The organism is Persicitalea jodogahamensis, from assembly GCF_014651615.1.
Taxonomy (GTDB): domain Bacteria; phylum Bacteroidota; class Bacteroidia; order Cytophagales; family Spirosomataceae; genus Persicitalea; species Persicitalea jodogahamensis.
The window spans coordinates 920692-942989 of sequence record NZ_BMXF01000001.1 but is presented as its reverse complement, the minus strand read 5'-3'; the positions used below and the strand labels follow the sequence as shown (position 1 = coordinate 942989).

Sequence of the window (22298 nt, the reverse complement as noted above, 5' to 3'; positions counted from 1 at the left end):
TCATGCTTCTATTTCGGCGGAACCACTTAAACATTTGATTATGAAATCTCTGCCCTCGTTGATCATTTTTACGTTGCTAGCTTTCGCAGGCCTGCAAGCGACCGCCCAGAACCTAGGAATCACCGGCACCGTACTGGATAGCACCGCCCAGAGTCCGGTGGCCGGAGCGTACGTCAGTGTGACGGGGCCCGGCGATGCGGCCAAACCCGTATATACCACCACCGGACTTAACGGGACATTTGAATTTACGGGTCTGAAACCGCAAAAGTACCTCCTGAAAGTGAGTTACCTTAGCTTCAAAGACTTACAGCAAACAGTCGAGTTAACAGAGGGTACTTTCAACTTGGGCAACTTATTTCTGATAGAGGCCGCCCAAGACCTGAAGGAAGTGAAAGTGGTGGGCCAAATTCAGCAATCACAAATGAAAGGTGACACGACGCAGTTTAACGCGGCGGCATTCAAGACCAACCCCGACGCCACCGTAGAGGATTTGATCCAGAAAATGCCGGGTATTTCCGTTGTGAATGGCGAGGTGCAGGCCCAGGGCGAAAAGGTGCAGCGGGTGCTGGTGGACGGCAAACAGTTTTTCGGTGAAGACGCCACGCTGGCCCTTAAAAATCTGCCCGCCGAGATCGTGGACAAAATTGAAGTTTTCGACCGCATGAGCGACCAGGCGCAACTCACCGGATTCGATGATGGCAACGCCCAAAAGACCATCAATGTCGTCACCCGATCGGACCGTAACGCGGGCAAATTCGGTAAGGCGTTTGCAGGCTTCGGCAGCGACGACCGCTACATGGCCGGAGGGAATCTTAATATCTTTGGGAAAGAGAAACGCATTTCGATCATTGGGCTTTCCAACAATATCAACCAGCAGAACTTTGCTTCGCAGGACCTGGCCGGCGCGCTTGGCAGCTCGGGCGGAGGTAGTCGGGGCAGCCGGGGTGGCGGGGGTAGCCGGGGCGGCGGAGGTGGCGGCAGTGCCGGAAACTTTCTGGTGGGTCAGCAAAGCGGCATTACCAATACGAGCGCATTCGGCCTGAACTATACCGACAAGTGGGGCGAGAAACTGGAAGTGACGGGTAGCTATTTTTTCAACCGATCGGGCAATTCAAACTTGGAGTTGACCAACCGCGAAACTTTTTTGAACAACTCCACGGGGAACCAATTTTACGGAGAAACCAACACCTACGCCAACACCAACCTAAACCATCGAATCAATTTTCGCTTCGAGTACACGCTCAATAAAAACAACTCCATCATTTTCTCACCCGGCGTCAGCTGGCAGGACAACCAGGCCACTACACTACGCATCGGAGCCACATCATTGGCGAACGGTACTTTGCTGAACGAAACCAATAATGACAAATTTACCCACAGCAATGCCCTGAGCTCCAACAACTCATTACTGTGGCGGCATAAGTTTGAAAAAGCAGGGCGGACGCTTTCTGTCAATCTTTCGGGAAATCTCAACAACCGCAGCGGCGACGGTACGCTTTACGCGCTGAATCAATACTACACCGACAGCCGTAACCCCAGCGACACCATCGACCAGCAATCTTTCTCCAACTCCGACAATATCCGGCTTGGCGGTAATATCAATTACACAGAGCCGCTCAGTAAGTTTGTTCAGATGCAGCTTGAATACAATGTTTCACTGAGTAACAGCAATTCCAAGAATGAAACCTACGATTTTCTCAATACTGAGGAGCGGTATGTAAGCTTGGACACTCTGCTGTCTAACACTTTCGACAACCAGTACCTGACTCAGCGGGCCGGGCTGTCTTTCAGAGCCAACAAAAAACTGGTTTCCGGGGCAGTGGGGGTAGATTTTCAGAGTGCCGGACTGTATAGCCAACAGCTTTTCCCCAGAAACAACGAGGTCGATCAGACTTTTTTCAACCTATTGCCCAACGCTTATTTCATGTATCGGGCCAGCGCGAGCAAAAATCTGCGGTTGTTCTATCGTTCATCCACCAACGAGCCTTCCATCACGCAGTTGCAGAACGTGGTCAACAACAGCAATCCATTATTCCTGACAGCGGGAAACCCCAATCTAAAGCAGGAGTTCGCGCACCGCGTGAGCGCCCGCTACTCAGCTTCAGACTCCAAACTGGGGCGAAATTTCTTCCTCTACTCGTCGCTTAACTACACGCTGAACAATATTTCAAATTCGACTTTCGTAGCGCAACGCCCCACGACCCTGCCGAATGGTGTTGTATTGCAGCAGGGGGCGCAGCTGACTTCACCCGTCAACCTCGATGGCAACTGGTCGATACGGACGTTTGCCAACTACGGCTCTCCCATCAAGGCTATCAAAACCAATCTCAACCTAAGTACCGGACTGAATTACAGCCGCTTGCCAGGATTGATTAACGAACAACTCAACGTTTCGACCAACTATGCACTGTCACAGGGAATCGTTTTGAGTAGTAATATCAGCACAAAGCTAGACTTCACCCTGTCGCTCAACGGCAATTACAACATTGTACGGAACAGCCTGCAGCCGAATTTGAACAGCAACTATTTCTCGCAGCAAACTTCGGCCCGCATCAACTGGATTTTCGGCAAAGGTTTCGTACTGCAAACCGACCTGACCAACCAGTCGTACCGGGGCCTCGGGGCAGGCTTCAACCAGAACTTTACGCTCTGGAACGCCAGCTTCGGCAAGAAATTCCTGAAAGACAACAAGGGAGAACTGAAACTGACAGTATTCGATATCCTGGCCCAGAACAACAGCATCAACCGTAATGTGACCGAAACCTACCTTGAAGACGTCACAAGCCGCGTGTTGACGCAATACGCCATGCTTACGTTCACCTACACGTTACGGAATTTTGGAAAAGCACCCGCTCCCCAAGAAGAGCGTCGTCGCGAATGGGGCGGTCCCGGCGGTGAGCGCGGACCTAGTAGCGGTGGGCCCCGGGGCGAAGGACGTCAATTTGAATAATCAATAAAAATCCCCCGCGGTGACGCTGCGGGGGATTTTTCATTTTTGCCCAAGCGGCCATATTATCGTGACAACTGCACCCAGGCGGCCAACTCCATAGCCCAGGCGATGCCCACGTGCACTAGTATGCCTCCCCAGACTGACCGCGATTGAAGCGCAATGACACCGAGGATATACCCTCCGAATACCGAACCTATCGTTTCGCCGAGGGGCTTGCCAAAGTGTAGGGAAGCGTAGCAGACTACCATAGGCAGCAGGGCACCACGTCCCAATAAATGCGCCATACCGATAATCAGAAAGCCCCGAAACAGTAACTCGGTAGAAATAAAATCAAATCCATAAAAAAGTTCAAAGGCCAAAGCCGTAACCCAGGGAGCTACACCGAAAAACTCGTCGGCGGCGGAGTCGCGGTAGGAAGGGTAGGTACGCAGAAAATCGGGCTGGAAAGAAGCCCACATAACCAGCGGCAGCATTGCCGCCAACAGCATCAGATAGGGGCTGACATTTTGCGCCTTAAAAAGTCCGTAAAACCGGGTACTCCGGTCATCTGCAAGAAAGTAGAAGAGAGTGAGGGGCATAAATATCGTCAGGAGCGAAGACAGGTTGGACAGCCCGTAGAAGGCAAACCAATAGATTTGCCCGCCGAAAAGCTCTTTGCTCCAAGCCTGGTACCCATAAAAACCTCCATCCCATCCCAAAACGGCCATTCCAAACAAGCTGTAGAGCCATACCCGGCGATTCCGGAAGATCTGCATCTGCCCGGTGTGCCGGGCCCAGATCAACAGCGCGCCATAGTACGCGGTAGCGTACAGCAGAAAGTACCAAACAATCCGGATCGGGTTACCGATCCAGGCGTCAATGATCCGGTCTTCCAGCCCGATGGTGTAGTTGATGCTGATCAATACAACTAAGAACAGCGCTTCTTTCAGGTAGAGGCTTCGCTCGTAGTCTTCATGCACATAAGTACGTAGGCAGGATGCGATTTTTCGCATAATAGTGGAGAAGAAGTAGCCCGGAAAGTACGGGGAATGGGAGAACCTCAGCGGTGAGTCAATACGCTACTCAATGAGGCGGCAACTGCACCCTGATGACCACATTGCCGGTTTTCTGGCCCGTCAGTACATAGCGATACGCCTCGGCAATGTTTTCGAGCGGATAAGTCGTATCAATTACAGGCATGAATTTACCCTTCTCGACAAGGCGCCCGATAAAAGTCAGACTACCCTTTATATCCGACGGAATGGGAAATATGACCTTTTTCCCGCCAAGCAATGGGGTAAACAGAGCTAAGAAAATATTTTGGCTGCCAGGGCCCAGCTCCGAAGAAATGTATATCCCTTCATCCTTCAATAAGGGTTTACACATGCCAAAGGTACTTTTGCCGACGGTATCAAAGACAAAGTCATATTTCTCGTCGTCATCTGTAAAGTCCTGTCGGGTATAATCTATGATTTTATCGGCTCCCAAGGATTTGATACGTTCGATATTTTTGGTATTACAAACAGCCGTAACGCTGAGTTCGTGGTATTTCAAAAATTGCAAAAGCGCCGAACCGATCGCGCCAGTCGCTCCGTTTACGATGGCTTTTTGTCCGGGTGCTAGTTTGACTTTATTGATGAAATTGCAGGCATAATGCGCACCTTCTACGCTGGCAGCAGCTTGCTCATAAGAAAGGCTGGCCGGAAAATGAGCCATTGCTTTTTCCTCCGGCAGACACAGGTATTCAGCTTGCGAGCAAATTCCCTGATCACCAAAACCCCATACCCTGTCGCCCACTTCGAAGGACTTGACTTTGGTCCCAACTGCAGCAATTTCGCCGGCGAAGTCGGTGCCCGGAATTTGCCGTTTGGGTTTCATCAGGCCATTGACAAACCGCATAATGAATGGTTTGGCCGTTAAATTGGCACAGTCGGTTCTATTGACCGTGGTCACATATACGCGCACCAGTACTTCATTCTCTTTGGGCGTTGGTTTTTCCACTTCCTTTACCGAAAGTACCCTGGGGTCGCCATACTGGGTGTAAAAGGCTGCCTTCATGACTTTGGATTTCCTGGATCGGGCGTTGAGTTCCGAAATTGTAAATGCCTAATCTACCTCGATTAAGTACTTAAAAGCCTATCTGCTGATATTCCAGTACGACACCTTTTTAGGCAATTTTGAGGGTATTGTCCCCACCGGTAGACGCATTGAAACATGCAACGTATCAATGAAAAAATCACTTTGAAAAAATCGCTAGGCATAGTGCTGATCGCTTTCTTCACCAGTACCCCGGCAAACCGGAGAAGGTGGCGCGTACCGGGGCCGCACTTTGAGGCGAAGCACTAAAATCAATGGTCAGCAATATAGTAAGCTGTACCAGAAGTGTATGCACAGAGCGGTTAGGATTGATGATCCCTTATCGTACACCGACACATGAACTTCCCGGAGAATGCCACGCGCCTTTTACTTGCGCACTCCAAAAGGAATTACCAGCTTTTCTCCCCGCTCGGCATAGTCGCGGCTTTTTCCGTTGGCCTCCATCAGTTGCTGCTTGCTGATGTTATACTTTTTTGCCACTACACGCAAAACGTCTCCCGGCCCCACGGTATGCACTGCCTGAACACGGACATTGAGTTTAGTAACTCCCGCTTTCAGGTCGGTGCTGGTGTTGGTGAGCTGCGGATTGAGCGAACGGAGAGTTTCGGTACTCAGGTTATAACGATTGGCGATGCCGAAGAAGGTTTCACCCGATGCCACTGTGTGGGTGATTTCTTTCCCTCCAACGTTAGCGGGTTTCGGAGTAGGCTTCGGTTCTGGTTTCGGCTTCTCGACCACCGGGGCAGGCGGGTCTTGCACAGCTACCGCCGATCCCACATTATCAGGTAAGCTTGTATCTTCCGTTTCGTTTCCGATATCTTCCGGCTCGTCGCGGATATCGGGTGGAATATACTTGCTTGTTGTGTCGGGAACAGTGTTTGTCACCTCATCTGAACCTTTGGCATCGTCGGAAATATACTCCCAGCCAATCACAAAAAGGGCCACAATAATTGCCAGCAGAGACAGCAGCGTAATAAGCGGTAATCTGGAAGTTTCCTTTGGGCGGATGTTCCTTTTCTTTGGTTCTTCTTCTTCCATGCGTGGCGTGTATTCTTTATGGACGGGGCAATGTTACCGCAAAGGTAAGAAATAGAGAGCGGTCAGGCTTAGATATTGGCGTTCAATTCTTCGTTCATCACAGCCACCTTCTCTTTCAGCGCTTCTTTGTAGGCATCCAGGGTAGCAGCCACGGTCTGGTCACTGCTTCCTATAATCTGTGCGGCCAGTATTCCGGCATTTTTGGCTCCATTGAGTGCCACGGTCGCCACGGGAACGCCACCGGGCATCTGCAAAATCGACAGGACCGAGTCCCAGCCATCGATGGAGTTGCTGGACAGTATTGGAACACCAATCACGGGGAGTGTCGTCAACGAAGCTACCATGCCCGGCAGATGAGCTGCGCCACCTGCCCCGGCAATGATCACCTTCAACCCGCGCTGCCTGGCCGTCTTGGCGTATTCCACCATTCTCTCCGGGGTACGATGAGCCGACACTACCTCCATTTCAAACGCTACGTTAAGCTCACTTAGTACGGCGGCAGCTTCCTGCATGATCTTCTGATCCGAAAGACTACCCATGATGATTCCAATCATTCTTCTCTGTTTATTAATGGCGTAATCGCCGTGGCAGACCACCTATCTGTTCTCTGGCAAAAAACTACGGCATTGTAGCGATCACCCGTTCGCTATGTCTTGGTTAGTCCGGAATGAAACGGTTAATCTTTTGTTAAAAAATTCCGGACAGAAATTGCGCAAGGCAAATCCGCAGCTTTCAAAAAACCACAATTTAGCAGAAAGATCCTGCATTGTGCCAGTACAGGGAGAGATTTTTCCCTATTCCCTTCCCCGCAGCAATTGATTGTACTGCCGATTTCCCCTAAATGAGAGAAGGTGCCGGGCGTGTTTTGTCGTCCAAACGTCATTCGTCCCCCTCAAGGCTTTTCCAGTTTTCGCCCGAGCGGATACGGTTGAGTTGCGTGTGCGTGATACCGAACTGCTTGGCGATCATTTTTAATCTGTTATTGTCGTTTTTAAGCAGTTTTCTGATCATTCTCACTTTACTGTCAGTGAGTTTGTAATTTTTGGTATAGCGGGGCATCACACGGTTAAGGATAGCCGGATTTTCCTTATTATGGATGGTCAGCTCGTCTTTGGTTACCCACTTCAGATTCTGGTAGTAATTGTTGCGCTTGTCATAATCGAGATGGATCACAAACTCGTGTTCCTGGCTCGGTTTCTTCACAAAGTATTCGGCCACTAGTTTGTGAACGTAGCGGTTGGCGGACTTTCTGCCCGGTATTCTAATATTAAGTGAGGGGTAGCCCTGAATAGTCGACCCCTTAATAATGACGCCTTCATCAGGCTTGGTTTGAAAACTTTTCAGCCGGCCATAATTCGAGACTTCGTAATGAGGATCATCTTCGAAGCCCCCAAAATCAATTTTGACCCATTTTTCATTCCAAAAGCTACTCTTGGTATCGTTCATTTTGTATGGCTTTTGTGTGGACTTTGTTTCGTTACGACTGGTTTTGCCTAAACGAGATTTTGGTGGTGCAATACCTCAATGTTTCCCTAATGCACGTCACCGTGTATTAGGAGATAGAAACAGCAGTATCAAAGTTGATATAGCGTTCTGGTGTTAAACAAATCCTCAACACAAAGTTAAGATTCTGTTCTAAACTCGGGTATGAGATTTTACATTACAGATCAGTAAGAAAAATCGGACCAAGCGATTTTTCTTATCATCGAACCTTTCAATTCAATCCATGAAAAAAACATTGATTATAGGAGCGACCTCCAATCCAAGCCGCTACGCCTTCTCGGCGGCACACCGCCTCAAACGCCACGGACATGAGATCGTACAGATTGGTCTGCGGCCGGGAGAAGTGGCAGGAGAGCCTATTCATACCCAAAAAGGCATTCACGACGCCATAGATACCGTAACGCTTTACGTTGGCCCACGCAATCAACCTGAGTACTATGACTACGTAGTTTCCCTTCACCCGAAACGCGTGATTTTCAATCCGGGTACCGAGAACTCAGAGTTTGAGAACTTACTGACCCAGAACGGAATTGAGCCCATAGAAGCTTGCACGCTCGTTATGCTATCGACCGGACAGTACTAGCGGCAGTAGAAAAACTCTACGGCATGGGGAATAAATATCCCAGAAGAAAGCCAGGGATACTTATTGAACGGGATGAACTTCGAAGCTGAATTCCTCCATGATGAGGTTAGCCAAAAGTTTCTCGCAGGCTATTTTCACTTTCTCCTCTGCAGCTTCCGCGTCGGCGGCCTCCAGCCGAATCGTGATGTGCTTGCCAATGCGGACATCATCCACCTGGTCGATGCCGAGGTTGTGCAGACCAAGTTTGACGGCTTTGCCCTGCGGGTCAAGGATTTCCTTAATGGGCATGATGTTGATGTCGGCGGCGAATTGCATGGCGAAAGACGGGTGGGCGAGTTGTTTAGAGATTTTTGGAGACTGCAAAAATGCAATAAAATGTGTGGCGAACCAATTTCCTGACACGAATTCCGATCCGGAACCCAGCTGGGGAATATTTGGTATTCTCAATTACCGTGGGTGTGAGGCTATTTGTCGTATCCTGTTTCCTGTCCCAAAGGAGTAGAGAGTGGGTATTCACCCAATCCCCTTGTCCCGTCATCAAAACAAGAATCACAGAATAATGGAGATCGAGGCATGGAGCGATGAGAGTTATTGTTCGTTGCAACGGGAGCGATCACTTCCTGAAAAGCCCAGGACATCTCTTCTAAATTCAGAAGGGTGGCCAATGGTGACGGCATCGATCCACACTACCCTCTTCCGTTCAGGGCCAGTCCTGCACTCAACAACACATATAGCGCTACCACCATTGGCACTGCCAAAAATCCAAGAAGCAAAATCAACACAATCGCAACGAGCAGGAAAACATACCTGACTTCGTTCCCTGCCCACCCAAATGATTTGAACTTCAAAGCGAAAAGCGGCAATTCTGCTACCAACAGGTAGGACATAATTGCTGTAAATATCAACAGATTGGTGGTGTTGGCGATCATGGGCTCCCAATCCGGGTAGTTGCGAATGATAAAAGGCAGTGATGCTATCAGTAAGGCATTCGCTGGCGTGGGAACCCCGATGAACGAGTCGCTCTGCCGGGGGTCGATGTTGAACTTGGCCAATCGCAGGGCCGAACAGACAACAATCAGGAAAGCCAGGTTAGGAATCCACAGGTCGTCAAGTCCCGGTACGGAACGTAGCAGAAGCTGATAGATAATCATGGCGGGTAGTACGCCGAAGGTTGTCATGTCGGCCAGGGAATCCAATTCTTTACCAATAGGCGAACTGACATTGAGCAGCCGCGCCGCAAAGCCGTCGAAAAAATCAAATACTGCCGCCAGGCCAATCAAGGCGCAGGACAGCAGCATGTTGTTATGGAAAACCTCCACGATTCCCACGCAGCCGCAGAGCAGGTTGGCACAGGTGAGGGCGTTGGGAATGTGTCGTTTCATGAAAAATCCGGCAAATTATTTAAAAAAAGGGTTGTTCTTTTTCTCGTAACCAATGGTAGTTGGCTGCATATGGCCAGCGTATACCGTGTACTCGTCGGGCAGGGTAAAAAGCTGGGTGCGGATGCTGTGCAACAGCGTATCCATGTCGCCTCCGGGTAGATCAGTGCGACCAATGCTCTGCCGAAAAAGTACATCGCCACCGATGACGAACTTTTGCGGATCGTTCACGAAAGCCAAATGACCGGGCGCATGGCCGGGAACAAAAACGATTTTCAGCGTAGAATTGCCAAATGTGATTGTCTCGCCCGCTTCGAGCCAACGCTCCACAGCAGGTTCGTCGAAGGCAGGAAAGCCGTAATTTGGGGCGTAGGTTTTTACCGCTCTCAGCAACGGTTCATCCAGGCGATGCAACGCAAAGGGTACTTTGTAAGTATTTTTCAGTTTTTCTACACCCAGAACATGATCAATGTGGGCGTGGGTATTGAAAATTCCGATGGGTCTAAGCTCATTCTCTTTAATGAAATTACTCAGCTCCCGATATTCCTCCGGTTCATAACAACCAGGATCAATAAGTATGGCCTCATTGGTTTCGTCGAACAGCACATAGGTATTTTCAGAAAAAGGGCTGAATACAAAAGACTGAATTTGAATCATAGGGCTGGATGGATTGGAAGTGCGAAGTTAGCAAACTCAGGCAAAACCTTTCCGGGTCAGCCATATTGAAGCTATAACAAAAAATCCCCCATCTTAGTGATGGGGGATTCGCAAAAGGTTTAGAACCTAAAATTTGCATTGACTTTCTGCCAGTCAATTAATAGGTGCTGTTTTGGGTATCAGCCCACAAGCCAGACTCCCAACCTGTATGGATGTTCCGGCCGCGGTAGGTTTTCCAGTCATCAGCGATAGCTGCGCCTTCCTCGTGAGAACGTGCTTTCACGCCTACCACAATTCCGCCATTTTCCAGGCTTTCCTTGTATACGGCCGCCCGTTCTTCGGGAATTCCTGAACCAACAAGCGCGCCAATAATTCCACCTGTGAGTCCACCTGCTCCTGCTCCTGCCAGTCCGGCAGCGATCGGACCCGCGATAACCAGCCCGAGGCCGGGGAGTGCGATAGCCGTCCCGATGGCCGCGATGGCGCCTACAATAGCACCGGCTGTACCGCCGATAGCCGAGCCTACGCCCGCGCCTTCCATCGCTTTGTTGCCCAGATCAGAACGGTCGTCCTCATCCAGATCCTTATAGTTTGTTTTCCGCGTTTCGTCCGACATCAATACAGAAATGTCGTCGCGGCTGTAGCCACGCTCGATGAGCGAGTTATACGCTTTTTCGGCGTCGTCCTTATCGTGAAATACTCCCGTAATGGTGCCGGTTTTGGCATCAAGTTCGGTGGTCGAATCAATTGTTTCTGAATTTCTTAGAGTGTCCATGGTATATGCTTTTTTTAGTTCTGATGAATAAATGAATTAGTAGGTTTCATAAAAATAATCATTCCAAACCGGCCATACCCCCAGCAATCGCTTGGACATCCTGAACCCACGTGCCTTTGAGCAATCTCTTACCCAGCTGTGAGGATAAGTTGTCATATTCTTCAAAAGAAAATCGACTTCGATCCCCCACCCTAGCCGGGAACCGCCTATTTTTGTAAAATGTACAAACGTCTCCTCCTCCCCTTTCTCTTCTTCTTCGACGCCGAGCGCGTTCACCACTGGGTCTGTAATGCTCTACGCTTTGCTTATGGGCTTCCCCTCGTGCCGGGCCTACTGAAGAAGCTTTATGTGTTCGAGCACCCCTCGCTGGTGCGTGAGGTAGCAGGGCTGAGGTTCAAAAACCCTGTGGGCTTGGCGGCGGGATTCGACAAAAACGCTGAAATGGTGGATGAACTCGCCGCCCTTGGTTTTGGCTACGTGGAGATTGGCACCGTCACGCCCCGCCCGCAGCCAGGCAATGAAAGGCCCCGGCTTTTTCGGTTGAAAGACGACAATGCCCTCATCAACCGCATGGGCTTCAACAATAAAGGGGCTGGTGTGGCCGCTGCCAAGCTGCGGTATCGCAAGTCGGACATTATGGTCGGAGGGAATATTGGCAAAAATAAGGACACCCCCAACGAAAAAGCCCTGGACGACTACGTACGCTGCTTTCAGGATTTGTTCGAGGTGGTGGATTATTTTGTAGTCAATGTAAGTTCGCCCAATACTCCCGGCCTGCGTGATTTGCAGGAGAAAGAACCCCTTACTCACTTGCTGCGTGAACTACAGAAACTGAATAATTACAAACCGAAACCCAAACCGATTTTTCTAAAGATTGCACCTGATCTCAATCATAGTCAACTCGACGATATCGTGGAGATTGTTCTGGCGACGGGTATCGCGGGAGTCATCGCTACCAACACCACCATTTCCCGCAAAGGTTTGAATGTTTCAGACTCGGATTTGGAAAAAATTGGAGCCGGAGGGCTTAGTGGACAGCCTTTACGGCACCGCTCGACGGAAGTAATTCGTTATCTTTGTGAAAAGTCAGGCGACGCTTTTCCGGTACTTGGTGTGGGAGGGATAGCCTCGCCCGCAGATGCCCGCGAAAAGCTGAACGCCGGAGCTTCCCTGTTACAAATCTACACCGGATTCATCTACGAAGGACCAGGCCTCGCCCGCCGAATCTGTAAATCCCTCGTCGAACAACGCACTTTGAACACATAAAACAAGACATCTTGACCGGAGATAAATTATCCACTGTCAACTGTCAATTCAATAAATGGCTGAGAACACGCGCCGATCCAGCACCAGGAACGCTAAAAGTAAGACAAAAGAGAAATCAGCGAGGCAACTTTCGTTTGATTGGGCCGCCCTGACTTCCAGCCCCAAGAACACCCTGGTGGCGGGGATGGTACTGCTGGTCATAAGCGTGCTGCTTGAAGTGGCTTTTTTGTCATACTTGTTTACCGGAGCAGCGGACCAAAGCGAAGTGGGGGCATTGGGCACGGCCCCCTTGCGCGACGTGGGTGCCGCCACGCGCAATGTGCTGGGCGTTTTTGGCGCGTTCGTCTCGCAGGTATTTGTGTACCGCTGGTTCGGTCTCGCGGCCTTACTTGTACCTGTCGTCCCCTTTCTGGCGGGCTGGCGCATGGTGTTCGGCGCCGATTTAGTGAATTTAAGCCGTACGACCAAAGAGGTCATCTTCTTCACCCTCTGGGTTAGTATATTTCTTGGCTATATCGTACTGATAAGCGGCAGCAGTGCCAGCCTCAGTTTTCTGCCCGGTGGCTTTGGATTTTACGTCAACGAATTGCTGAGTAACCTGATAGGCTATGGCAGCATTGTGATTATTCTCGTTTTTCTGTTCTGCTTTGCCGTATACTTTTACAACTTAAATCCTGTGGAACGCTGGCAGCAAAGCCAGGATAAGCGGTTGGCCCGCCAGCAAGACCAGGACTATGTGGATGACCCGGAGGACTCCACAGAAGAGTCGCCTTCTTCTCACACTCAAGAAACTACCCCTACCGTATCGGTACTGGATCAGACTTACGATGATCCCGTAGAAACAGAGGAAGTAATTGACTCCGAAGAACCGGAAACCGAGGTAGATGTGGAGCCAGTACTGGAAGCCAAACTAGAATTGGAACTCGATGAGGCTCCGCCAGTGGCGATTCCGCAGGAGGAGGATCCCGATCCTGACGAACTAAGTGAGGAGATTCTCCGTAATTTCGGACAATACGATCCTACGCTCGATTTGCCCTCTTTCCAGTACCCCTCACTCGACATACTTAACGATGTAGACGACAGCGCTCAGCAAAAAGTCTCGCATGACGAGCTGGAAAGCAATAAGGAGCGCATTGTGGATACACTGGCGAGCTACGGAATCAACATTTCCAAGATCAAGGCCACCATCGGGCCGACCGTCACGCTTTACGAAATCATTCCCGAAGCAGGGGTGCGTATCTCCAAGATTCAGAATCTGGAAAAGGACATCGCTCTTAGCCTCGCGGCGTTGGGCATCCGCATCATTGCCCCCATGCCGGGACGGGGTACCATCGGTATTGAAGTACCCAACAAGAATCGCGAGACAGTCTTTATCCGCAGCGTCCTGAATAGCGACCGTTTTCAAAAATCCAATTACGACCTGCCCGTGGTACTGGGCAAAACTGTGTCCAACGAAATCTACGTCGCCGACCTCGCCCGGATGCCCCACCTGCTTATGGCAGGTGCCACCGGACAGGGAAAATCGGTAGGCCTGAACGTAATACTGGCTTCTCTAATTTACAAGAAGCACCCGGCGCAGCTCAAGTTCGTACTGGTCGATCCGAAAAAAGTGGAACTGACGCTTTTCAATAAATTGGAAAGGCACTACCTGGCCAAACTGCCTAATAGTGATGAAGCGATTATTACGGATACCAAAAAGGTAATCCACACGCTCAATTCCCTGTGCATTGAGATGGATAACCGCTACGACCTGCTGAAAGAAGCTACGGCGCGCAACCTGAAAGAGTATAACGCCAAGTTTGTACAACGCAAGCTCAATCCCGAAAACGGCCACCATTTCCTACCCTACATCGTGCTGGTGATCGACGAGCTGGCCGACCTGATGATGACAGCGGGCAAGGAAGTGGAAACGCCCATCGCCCGTCTGGCGCAGCTGGCGCGGGCTGTCGGCATCCACCTTGTGCTCGCTACGCAGCGGCCTTCGGTCAAGGTCATTACGGGTTTGATCAAAGCCAACTTCCCGGCCCGCCTGTCGTTCCGCGTGACCTCTAGCATCGACTCCCGCACTATTCTGGACAGTGGCGGAGCCGAGCAATTGGTCGGGCAGGGTGACATGCTTTTGGCCATTAATTCCGAAATCGTGCGCCTGCAGTGTCCTTATATCGACACCCGTGAAATCGAAGATGTATGCGAGTTCATTGGTAGCCAGCGGGGATATGGCGAGGCCTATGCCCTGCCAGAGTACGAAGGCGAGGACGGTGATGGTAGCCGCGGCGATGTGAACACCGAGGATTTCGACCAACTCCTACCCGACGCCGCTCGCCTGGTCATCACGCACCAGCAAGGAAGCACGTCGCTCATCCAGCGCAAAATGAAGCTGGGCTACAACCGAGCCGGACGCATCATGGATCAATTGGAGATACTGGGCGTTGTCGGCCCCTTCACGGGCAGCAAAGCACGCGATGTCATGTTTCACGATTTGGAATCGCTGGAACAACATTTGAATAGTGTAGGAGTGTGAACAAAAGATTGATATGTCAGAAGACAAAATAATCCCGGTCACCGCCTGACTTTTCCAAATACTTTGGGGTTTGCCTGATAACAGCGTGGTACTTTACTGCTTGACAGTACTTGACTTCAAGTTAGTACCTTCTTTAAACCCAGCCCCCTCCCTTTCCTCCAATCATCATTACCCACCAATCACAGAATTATCAGCCATGAAAAAAATACCAAAAATAATGATGCTGCTCCTGGCGGCACTATTGTCAGGAACTACTTTTCCCGCTTTGGCTCAGAAAACCGACAGCAAAGCTGAAGCCATCTTAGAGGCTATGAGTAAAAATTACGAGAGCCTGAAATCTTATAAGGCCGCTTTCACTTTCACTTCTGAAGGCGGGCGGGATGCAAAGGGCGAGGTAACGGTGAAAGGCGAAAAGTTCCGATTAAAAATGAGCGAACAGGAGGTTTTTAATGATGGCAAAATTATGGCAACCTACGCGCCGGAAACCAAAGAGGTGACTTTGCAGGACTATGATCCCGCTGAACTGGGTGACCTCAATCCTACCAGAATTTTTACGGCCTACAAGAAAGACTACAAGTATAAGTTTTTGAAGGAGAGCAAGGAAGGCGGACAGACCTACGAAACCATTGAGCTTGCCCCGACCACCAGCTATGCCAAAATTTCGAAAGTGCAGATCAAGGTTGACAAGAAAGATAAATCGATCAAGAAGTGGCGCATCCTGATGAGTAACGGGCAATTGGTAACCTATACCATCGATAGATTTCAACCCGATGTAAATGTGACGGATAGCTATTTTGCTTTCGACCCCAAGCAGTTTCCCGGTGTCGAGGTAGTTGATTTAAGGTAGGACTCAGGTATCTAGAATGAGTGAAAAAGCGGCTGGTTTCCATATAGGACCAGCCGCTTTTTTGTTTGGCTTCTTATCGTTCACGATTGTTCAAATCGCCGGAAGCGTTACACTAAAACACCAACCAGCTGTTCTAAAATAATCCGCCCGTCAGCATTGCCCAAGGCCTCGTCGGAAGCCCGCTCGGGATGCGGCATCATTCCAAAAACATTGAAGCCAGCGTTGGCGATACCAGCGATGCTGTCCAGACTACCGTTAGGATTGGCTTCATCGCTAATGTTGCCGTCGGCGTCGCAATAGCGGAATAAAACCTGGTCATTATCGTTGAGCTTTTTCAGGCCATCTGCATCAGTGAAGTACCGACCGTCGCCATGGGCGATGGGAATGGTGTAAGCGCGGGACTCAAGGCTGGACGTAAGTGAGGCAGCCTTGCTTTGTGGCAGCAGGTGAATATTCTTACAAACGTACTTCTGCGAAAGGTTGCGCAGCAGGACACCGGGTAGTAGCCCGGCCTCCACCAGAATCTGGAAACCGTTGCAGATGCCCATCACATAGCCGCCGCGATTGGCATGTTCGATCACCTCATTCATCAGCGGGGAGAAGCGGGCAATAGCCCCCGTGCGGAGGTAATCGCCGTAAGAAAACCCGCCGGGCAGGATTACAAAATCACAGCCCTGTAGGTCGTGGTCTTTGTGCCACAGCTTGACGACCTCCTGCCCCAAATTGTGTTGCAGCGCGAAAACGGTATCGTCATCGCAATTAGAACCGGGGAAAACTACTACGCCAAATTTCATTTTCAATAATTAAATAAATAGGATAAATACAAGTGATTGAGGCCATTTCACTGGTGCATTGGCCCGGAATTTTGCACATTACCAAGTAAAGCTTTAGCTTGCAAGGAATGATTTCTGCTGTCTTTCGTTAAAGGTATAGTAGATCAGTCTATCTTGAAAATATTCAATCGTTTTTTTTATGTTTATCCAAATCACCGATTACATCACCTTAATCAGCGACAAACTCACTTATTGGTATGAGATGATCGTGGCGCTTATCCCCAATTTCGTTTTGGCGGTGATTGTCGTCTTCGTGTTCAGCTTTGTGTCGCGCTTTGCCCGTAAGGCCATTGCCCGGCTTATGGGTAGGCTTTCACACAACATTTCGCTGGTGTCGCTGGTTTCCACATTGAGCCGGGTGGCCATTCTCTCAGTCGGGCTATTTTGTGCATTAAGTATTCTGGGATTGGATAAAACCGTGACTTCCCTGCTGGCTGGGGCCGGGGTAGTTGCTCTGGCCGTTGGTTTTGCATTTCAGGACCTTACTGCCAATTTTATTTCGGGCACATTTATTACTTTACAACGCCCCATACAAGTCGGCGATGTGGTGCAAACCAACGGGTTCATGGGTAAAGTAAAGTCTATTAACCTTCGTTCCGTCATCATAGACAACTTTGCCGGTCAGGAAATCGAGATTCCCAGCAAGGACATTTTCCAGAATCCCATCACCAATTTTTCTAAATCAGGCCAAAGACGGATGCAGGTTGATTGCGGCATTGCCTATACCGACGATCTGGACAGAGTCCAGCAATTAGCTTTGGAGGCCGTAAACAGCCTGGAATTTATAAGTGAGTTTAAACCGGCCGAATTGCACTTTACCGAGTTTGGCGATAGCAGCATCAACTTTTTGGTCTGGTTCTGGATCAAGCAGGATGTTGCGGGGCCACCCTTAGCCAAGAGTGAGGTTATTAAAGCCATCAAGAAAGCTTTCGATGCCAACGACATTACGATTCCCTTCCCGATCCGTACGTTGGAATTTGCTAAGAGCGACGGCATTGGAAAAGAAACGGTGCCCATGCTGGACGGGCGGGAGAATTGAATGAGGAATTATGAGTGATGAGTGAATAACAAAATCTCTCAAAGACAAAAAGCCCCGCCCGGAAAATTTTCCGGGCGGGGCTTTTTTATTGAATTTTGCAAAGGAGTGAGACCGGAGTTCGGTATTCCAGCGCAGCAGCGCCCCCCATTCACTCCGCATCGGCGGACCGATTCAAAGTTAATAACGGTATGTCTCCGGCTTAAACGGTCCTTCGTACGTCACGCCAATGTACTCGGCTTGCTCAGGAGTCAGAGAGTCAAGCTTCGCACCCACATGTTCGAGGTGAAGCTTAGCCACTTTTTCGTCAAGTACCTTGGGCAGCACATACACTTTCTTCTCATAAGCGTCCGTGTTGTTCCAAAGCTCAATCTGCGCCAGAGTCTGGTTGGCAAACGAGCAGGACATTACAAACGATGGGTGGCCCATGGCGCAACCCAGGTTCACCAGGCGACCTTCGGCCAGCACGATGATATCCTTACCGTCAATGGTGTACATATCCACCTGCGGCTTGATCTGCGATTTGGTGCTGCCGTACGTTTTGTTCAACCACGCCATGTCGATCTCGTTATCGAAGTGGCCAATGTTGCAGACGATAGACTTATCACGCATCGTGCGGAAGTGACGCTCGGTGATAATGTTGAAGTTTCCGGTAGCAGTCACGAAGATATTGGCACGCTCGGCGGCCTCATCCATCGTTACGACTTCGAAACCATCCATCGCAGCCTGCAACGCGCAAATCGGGTCGATTTCCGTCACTAGTACCCGTACACCTACACCACGGAGCGATTCGGCGGAGCCTTTTCCCACGTCACCATAACCAGCTACAACGGCCACTTTTCCGGCCATCATCAGGTCGGTAGCACGACGGATAGCGTCCACCAGCGACTCACGGCAACCGTATTTATTATCGAATTTCGACTTAGTCACCGAATCGTTGACGTTGATGGCGGGCAGGTGCAACGTACCTTTCTTCATGCGCTCATACAAGCGGTGAACACCAGTCGTAGTTTCTTCCGAAAGTCCTTTGATGCCGGAAATAAGCTCGGGATAATCGTCGAATACCATGTTGGTCAGGTCGCCGCCATCGTCCAAGATCAGGTTCAGAGGCTGGCGCTCTTCACCGAAGAACAGCGTTTGCTCGATGCACCAGTTGAACTCCTCCTCGTTCATGCCCTTCCACGCAAAGACGGGTACGCCAGTCGCAGCAATAGCAGCGGCAGCGTGGTCTTGCGTCGAGAAAATATTGCAGGAAGACCAGGTAACGTCCGCACCAAGCGCAGTAAGCGTCTCAATCAGAACCGCCGTTTGGATCGTCATGTGCAGGCAGCCTGCAATGCGTGCACCTTTCAATGGCTGCGAAGGGCCGTATTCCTCGCGGATTTTCATCAGACCGGGCATTTCTGCTTCGGCTAGTGAGATTTCCTTCCGGCCCCAGTCGGCCAGATTAATGTCTTTTACCTTGTAAGGTACATAGGTAGTTTCAGTTGTCGTTGACATATTTTGGGTTTTAGTTTGCATTCTTAATAAAGTACAAAAATAATAGATAAAACGCTTTTTTGGAAGAATTGTAGATGATAATTGGGGATTCCCAAACAGAATTGGATGATCTATCTGCCAGAGTACCTAATTTTCCAAAAAAGCAGAAATAATCTGCAACTAAAACCAGATCGAAAGATGATTTGTCTGTCCGCATTTGAGTGAAATCACTCTGCCACAGGCGCCATCTCGGCTTCGTGGGCAATGCGTTCGATGTTGCGCATCCGCTCGAAGTTTTTGGGACGGGAAAGGAAGGTGTACATTGCCGGAATGACGTAAAGCGTCAGAATAAGAGAAAAAAGCAGCCCGCCCATGATGACGATGCCCATCGACATGCGGCTTCGACCCGCCGAACCCAGGGCCAGGGCAATCGGCATCGCGCCCAGTACTGTGGCCAGACTGGTCATCAGGATTGGTCGGAACCGCAGGACGGCGGCCTGATGGGCGGCTTCCATTTTGCTCATGCCTTTTTCCCTAAGTTGATTGGCGAACTCCACGATCAGAATACCATTTTTGGTCACCAGCCCGATGAGCATGATCATGCCGATCTGACTGAAAATATTGAGCGTCTGGTCAAAGAACCAGAGCGAAAAAACGGCTCCGCCAATGGCGAGCGGTACCGTAATCATGATGATGAAGGGGTCCACAAAACTCTCGAATTGCGCCGCCAGAATGAAGTAAACCAGGATCAGGGCCAGGAAAAACGAAAAAAGCGTGTTGGACGAACTCTCGGCAAAATCACGCGAGGCCCCGCTCAGTTGCGTGTGAATGGCCTCATCGTAGAGTTTGTCGCGGGCGGCATCCATCGCTGCGATACCATCGCCGATGGTTTTACCGGGAGCCAGGGCGGCCTGTACAGTAGCGCTCATGTAGCGATTGAAGTGAAACAACTGCGGAGGGCTACTCTCCTCGTCGGCGCGTACGATATTATCGAGCTGCACCAATTGGCCCTGGGCATTTTTGACAAACATGCTTTTCAAATCAAGCGGTTCATCGCGGTTAGCGCGGTCATACTGACCGATAACCTGATATTGCCGCCCATTCATCGTAAAGTACCCAAAGCGCTGTCCGGCAAAGGCCAGCTGTAGGGTCTGGGCCACGTCAGACACCGACACCCCCACGGCTTTGGCTTTCTCGCGGTCAATGGAAATCTGCAACTCGGGTTTGCTGAATTTCAGGTTGACATCCGTTACCGAGAAGGTGGGATCGTCAGCAATTTCGTCCATGAATTTCGGAACGTATTCGCGCAGTTTTTCGAAATCCGGGGCCTGAATCACATATTGAACGGGTAGCCCTCCGCGCGAATCCACGGCGATCGTCTGCTGCTGCACCACAAAGGATTTGGCGTCCGGATAGTTTTTAAGGCGTTTGGTAATCCAATCCACGACCTCCTGCTGGCTCATATCACGTTCTTTGCGGTCCACCAGAGCAATGCGGCCGTTGCCATTGTTGGTCGCGCCCAAACCCGAGTTACCGGGCGAGGTCACGAGCATGATTCCTTTTTTTCCCGGCATGGAGTCGGTCAGTAATTGGCTGACCGATTGGATGTAGCGGTCCGTAAATTCGTAGGAGGAACCTTCGGGCGTCGTCATCGACAGCCGGAACCAGTTGCGGTCGTCGAGCGGAGCGAGTTCCGATTGCAGGTTTTTGCCAAAGTACCACACCATACCCAGTGTGAGCAGAATCAGTGGGAGAGCCACCCACCGAATTTTCATGAAATTGCCCAATGCGCGGCCATACCCGTCGGTCAGTTTTTCATAAAAGGGTTCGGTTTTGTTGTAAAACCAGCTCCGCTTCTGATCCTTGCGGGCCAGGTAGGCATTTAGCATTGGGGTCAAAGTCAGGGAAACGAAGGCAGAAATCAGAACCGCCGCCGAGATGACGATACCAAATTCCCGGAACAGCTTGCCCACGAAACCCTGCATGAAAATGACGGGAAGGAACACCGACGCCAGCGTGATGGACGTAGACAAAACGGCAAACATAATTTCGTTCGAACCTTTGATGGCCGCCTCAATGGGACTCATACCCTCCTCGATTTTCTTGAAAATATTCTCTGTCACCACGATGCCATCGTCCACCACCAGCCCGGTCGCCAGCACGATGGCCAGCAGCGTGAGAACGTTCACCGAAAAACCCATCAGGTACATGATGAAAAAAGTCCCTATCAGCGATACGGGGATGTCGATCAATGGCCGGATGGCCACGACCCAATCGCGGAAAAACAGGAAAATGATGATAATTACCAGCCCGATAGCAATCAGCAGCGTTTCGACTACCTCCTCGATGGACCGTTTCACAAAAATGGTGTTGTCGATCAGCGTGTCCAGTTCGCAATCTTTGGGTAGTTCCCGCTTGATGTCCATCATGCGGCGGTTCACCTCGTCGGCGATTTCGATGTAGTTGGAGCCGGGCATGGGCGTTATCGCCAGACCGATCATCGGCACGTTATCCAGCCGCAGGATGGTCTCTTCGTTTTCGGGCCCCAACGTTGCATTGCCAATGTCCTTTAAATGAACAGTCTGTGTGGCCGTGTTGGCCACGATCATCTCATTAAAATCCTCCTCCGTCTTGAAGCGACCAATGGTTTTTACGGTGAGCTCGGTAGCATTACCCGCGATTTTGCCGCTGGGCAATTCTACGTTTTCGCGATCGAGAGCGCGTTTCACGTCTTGGGTCGTGATGCCCAGCGAAGCCATTTTACCGGGGTCCATCCAAATGCGCATGGCGTAGCGCTTCTGGCCGAAAATGCGGATATCGCTGACGCCATTGATAGTTTGCAACCGCTGGGCGATGACATTCTCGGCGTAGTCGCTCACTTCCAGGTGCGAACGAGTACTGCTCTGAAAAGTCAGTACAACAATCGGTTCGGAGTTGGCATCAGCTTTGCTGACAGTGGGCGGACCGTCGATGTCGAGCGGCAGAACGCGCACTGCCGAGCCCACTTTGTCACGCACGTCGTTGGCGGCGCGCTCCATGTCGGCTGCGATGTCGAATTCCACCGTGATCTGGCTAACTCCCTGCGCACTCGTGGAATAAATGGACTTGATGCCTTCGATACTGTTTATCTGCTTTTCGAGCGGCTCGGTGATCTGCGACTCGATGATATCGGCATTGGCCCCGGTATAGCTGGTACGGATAGAAACCACGGGTGGATCAATGGACGGGAACTCCCGCATCCCCAAGTACTTAAATCCCAGAAAACCGAAAAGAATGATGAGCAGATTCATCACAATGGCCAAAACCGGGCGCTTAATCGAAAGCGTTGAAATACTCATTTAGTTAGATTTAACGT

General features: G+C 50.5%; 18 protein-coding genes. 6 read left to right on the top strand and 12 right to left on the bottom strand.

The annotated features are described in order from the left end of the window. The first annotated feature begins 40 nt into the window (after nucleotides 1-40). Complete coding sequence (locus IE117_RS03920; RefSeq protein WP_189563024.1) at nucleotides 41-2950, top strand: outer membrane beta-barrel protein; 2910 nt, start codon at nucleotides 41-43, stop codon at nucleotides 2948-2950. Nucleotides 2951-3012: 62 nt separating this feature from the next. Here the strand turns inward: IE117_RS03920 and IE117_RS03915 are convergent, their stop codons facing one another. The 5 genes from IE117_RS03915 to IE117_RS03895 form a co-directional block, all read right to left on the bottom strand. After that, a complete protein-coding gene (locus IE117_RS03915; protein WP_189563023.1) occupies nucleotides 3013-3942 on the bottom strand; it encodes a CPBP family intramembrane glutamic endopeptidase in 930 nt (309 codons plus the stop codon). Nucleotides 3943-4012: 70 nt separating this feature from the next. Beyond that, nucleotides 4013-4987: an NAD(P)-dependent alcohol dehydrogenase gene (locus IE117_RS03910; RefSeq protein ID WP_189563022.1), complete on the bottom strand. Its 975-nt coding sequence runs from the start codon at nucleotides 4985-4987 to the stop codon at nucleotides 4013-4015. 405 nt (nucleotides 4988-5392) lie between these two features. Beyond that, nucleotides 5393-6064, bottom strand: coding sequence for a LysM peptidoglycan-binding domain-containing protein (locus tag IE117_RS03905; RefSeq protein ID WP_189563021.1), 672 nt, complete (start codon nucleotides 6062-6064; stop codon nucleotides 5393-5395). Nucleotides 6065-6132: 68 nt separating this feature from the next. Continuing rightward, nucleotides 6133-6618, bottom strand: coding sequence for a 5-(carboxyamino)imidazole ribonucleotide mutase (purE, locus tag IE117_RS03900; RefSeq protein WP_189563020.1), 486 nt, complete (start codon nucleotides 6616-6618; stop codon nucleotides 6133-6135). A 325-nt stretch (nucleotides 6619-6943) separates the two neighbouring features. Beyond that, nucleotides 6944-7510, bottom strand: coding sequence for an NUMOD4 domain-containing protein (locus IE117_RS03895; RefSeq protein WP_189563019.1), 567 nt, complete (start codon nucleotides 7508-7510; stop codon nucleotides 6944-6946). Between the two features lie 280 nt (nucleotides 7511-7790). Here IE117_RS03895 and IE117_RS03890 point away from each other — a divergent pair, with 280 nt between their 5' ends. Beyond that, nucleotides 7791-8150, top strand: coding sequence for a CoA-binding protein (locus IE117_RS03890; protein WP_189563018.1), 360 nt, complete (start codon nucleotides 7791-7793; stop codon nucleotides 8148-8150). A 60-nt stretch (nucleotides 8151-8210) separates the two neighbouring features. Here the strand turns inward: IE117_RS03890 and purS are convergent, their stop codons facing one another. The 4 genes from purS to IE117_RS03870 all read right to left on the bottom strand — a co-directional run bounded on the left by purS (nucleotide 8211) and on the right by IE117_RS03870 (nucleotide 10961). Next, nucleotides 8211-8465 (bottom strand): phosphoribosylformylglycinamidine synthase subunit PurS, encoded by a 255-nt coding sequence (gene purS / locus IE117_RS03885; protein WP_189563017.1) that lies wholly within the window; start codon nucleotides 8463-8465, stop codon nucleotides 8211-8213. Nucleotides 8466-8836: 371 nt separating this feature from the next. Further along, a complete protein-coding gene (pssA, locus tag IE117_RS03880; RefSeq protein ID WP_189563016.1) occupies nucleotides 8837-9532 on the bottom strand; it encodes a CDP-diacylglycerol--serine O-phosphatidyltransferase in 696 nt (231 codons plus the stop codon). A gap of 15 nt (nucleotides 9533-9547) precedes the next feature. Further along, a complete protein-coding gene (locus tag IE117_RS03875; RefSeq protein ID WP_189563015.1) occupies nucleotides 9548-10186 on the bottom strand; it encodes an MBL fold metallo-hydrolase in 639 nt (212 codons plus the stop codon). Nucleotides 10187-10343: 157 nt separating this feature from the next. Then, entirely contained in the window at nucleotides 10344-10961 is a 618-nt protein-coding gene (locus IE117_RS03870) for a hypothetical protein (protein ID WP_189563014.1), read from the bottom strand. A 219-nt stretch (nucleotides 10962-11180) separates the two neighbouring features. On the opposite strand from IE117_RS03870, the gene IE117_RS03865 reads away from it, so the two are divergent. The 3 genes from IE117_RS03865 (at nucleotide 11181) to lolA1 (ending at nucleotide 15595) form a co-directional block, all read left to right on the top strand. Continuing rightward, nucleotides 11181-12227 carry a quinone-dependent dihydroorotate dehydrogenase gene (locus IE117_RS03865; protein ID WP_189563013.1) on the top strand — a complete coding sequence of 349 codons (1047 nt, stop codon included), beginning with the start codon at nucleotides 11181-11183 and terminating at the stop codon, nucleotides 12225-12227. A gap of 55 nt (nucleotides 12228-12282) precedes the next feature. Further along, nucleotides 12283-14748, top strand: a complete 2466-nt coding sequence (locus tag IE117_RS03860; RefSeq protein ID WP_189563012.1) for an FtsK/SpoIIIE family DNA translocase — start codon at nucleotides 12283-12285, stop codon at nucleotides 14746-14748. A gap of 196 nt (nucleotides 14749-14944) precedes the next feature. Beyond that, nucleotides 14945-15595 (top strand): outer membrane lipoprotein periplasmic chaperone LolA1, encoded by a 651-nt coding sequence (gene lolA1 / locus IE117_RS03855; protein ID WP_189563011.1) that lies wholly within the window; start codon nucleotides 14945-14947, stop codon nucleotides 15593-15595. A gap of 107 nt (nucleotides 15596-15702) precedes the next feature. Here the strand turns inward: lolA1 and purQ are convergent, their stop codons facing one another. Then, complete coding sequence (gene purQ, locus IE117_RS03850) at nucleotides 15703-16389, bottom strand: phosphoribosylformylglycinamidine synthase subunit PurQ (protein WP_189563010.1); 687 nt, start codon at nucleotides 16387-16389, stop codon at nucleotides 15703-15705. Between the two features lie 178 nt (nucleotides 16390-16567). On the opposite strand from purQ, the gene IE117_RS03845 reads away from it, so the two are divergent. Continuing rightward, the gene (locus tag IE117_RS03845; protein ID WP_189563009.1) at nucleotides 16568-17467 is read left to right on the top strand and encodes a mechanosensitive ion channel family protein; all 900 of its coding nucleotides are present in this window, start codon (nucleotides 16568-16570) and stop codon (nucleotides 17465-17467) included. Nucleotides 17468-17644: 177 nt separating this feature from the next. Here the strand turns inward: IE117_RS03845 and ahcY are convergent, their stop codons facing one another. Together ahcY and IE117_RS03835 are read right to left on the bottom strand one after the other, a co-directional pair. After that, entirely contained in the window at nucleotides 17645-18964 is a 1320-nt protein-coding gene (ahcY, locus tag IE117_RS03840; RefSeq protein WP_189563008.1) for an adenosylhomocysteinase, read from the bottom strand. 206 nt (nucleotides 18965-19170) lie between these two features. Next, nucleotides 19171-22281, bottom strand: a complete 3111-nt coding sequence (locus IE117_RS03835) for an efflux RND transporter permease subunit (protein ID WP_189563007.1) — start codon at nucleotides 22279-22281, stop codon at nucleotides 19171-19173. Nucleotides 22282-22298 lie beyond the last annotated feature (17 nt).